This window comes from Pseudonocardia humida (assembly GCF_023898865.1).
GTDB classification, from domain to species: Bacteria; Actinomycetota; Actinomycetes; order Mycobacteriales; family Pseudonocardiaceae; genus Pseudonocardia; species Pseudonocardia humida.
In genome coordinates, this window is the sequence record NZ_JAGSOV010000125.1 from 1 (window position 1) to 1032 (window position 1032).

General features: G+C 61.9%; 1 protein-coding gene. It reads left to right on the forward strand.

The annotated features are described in order from the left end of the window. Positions 1–465 precede the first annotated feature (465 nt). On the forward strand, positions 466–1032 hold a 567-nt coding region (locus KDL28_RS40060), incomplete at its 3' end, for a reverse transcriptase/maturase family protein (protein ID WP_252446708.1).

The window sequence follows — 1032 nt, forward strand, 5'->3', positions numbered from 1 at the left end:
GGTCTGATGGCTCACCTGGATCCGAAAGGTGAAGGGGACAGTAGCATGCCAGGAAAGCGGCAGTCATGCTCAGGCGTATGAGGTGACGTGCCGCGGGACCCGTGCGATATGGTGAAAGCTGGATTGCCTGAACCCCAATCTCCAGTCGATGAAATGCGCCATCCACCGGAAAGACGCCTGGAACCGGTGCCGTGTCTTGTGGCGGCGTATTATGGCCGCCGTCACAACCCCGAGGTGCGGAGCGATGTCCAACGAGGACATTCAAGGAGATGAGTGGGGCACCTAAGTCGCGCTATCACGTATGACGAAGACGAACGTGGGATCGCCTAAGGGGCGCGAGCCCTAAGGTGACGGAGGCCCCGTAGTAGTCGTGGGAGCAACGCCCCACCAAGGGGAACGGGAAAGCCGTTCACAGGGCGAAGGGGGCCAGGTGATCGGACGCTCATGGCCCGAGAGGTATGCGCAATGCAGAACGCCGAAACGGTACTGAGTGTCCTGCGTGATCGTGGTAGGCGTGGCCTGCCGCTCGAAGAGCTGTATCGACAACTGTTCAACCCCCATCTGTATCTGTTGGCGATCGGGCGCCTGTACTCCAACCACGGAGCCATGACGCCCGGGGTCGACGGGGAAACCGCAGACGGCACGTCACTGGCCACGATCGACCGCATCACCGATGCGATGCGCCACGAGCGCTACCGATTCCGGCCGGCACGACGGGTCTACATCCCGAAGAAGAACGGGAAGAAGAGGCCGTTAGGTCTTCCGTCCTGGTCGGACAAGATCGTCGGGGAGGTCGTTCGCCTCCTCCTGGAGGTGTACTACGAGCCGCAATTCTCCGACCACTCTCACGGGTTCCGTCCACGCCGCGGCTGCCACACCGCCCTCGGCAAAGTAGCGGATACCTGGACGGGCACGACCTGGTTCATCGAGGGTGACATCGCCGACTGCTTCGGCTCGCTGGATCACGACGTGATGCTGTCGACCTTGGCTGCGAACATCCACGACAACCGGTTTCTGCGGCTGCTGCGCAAC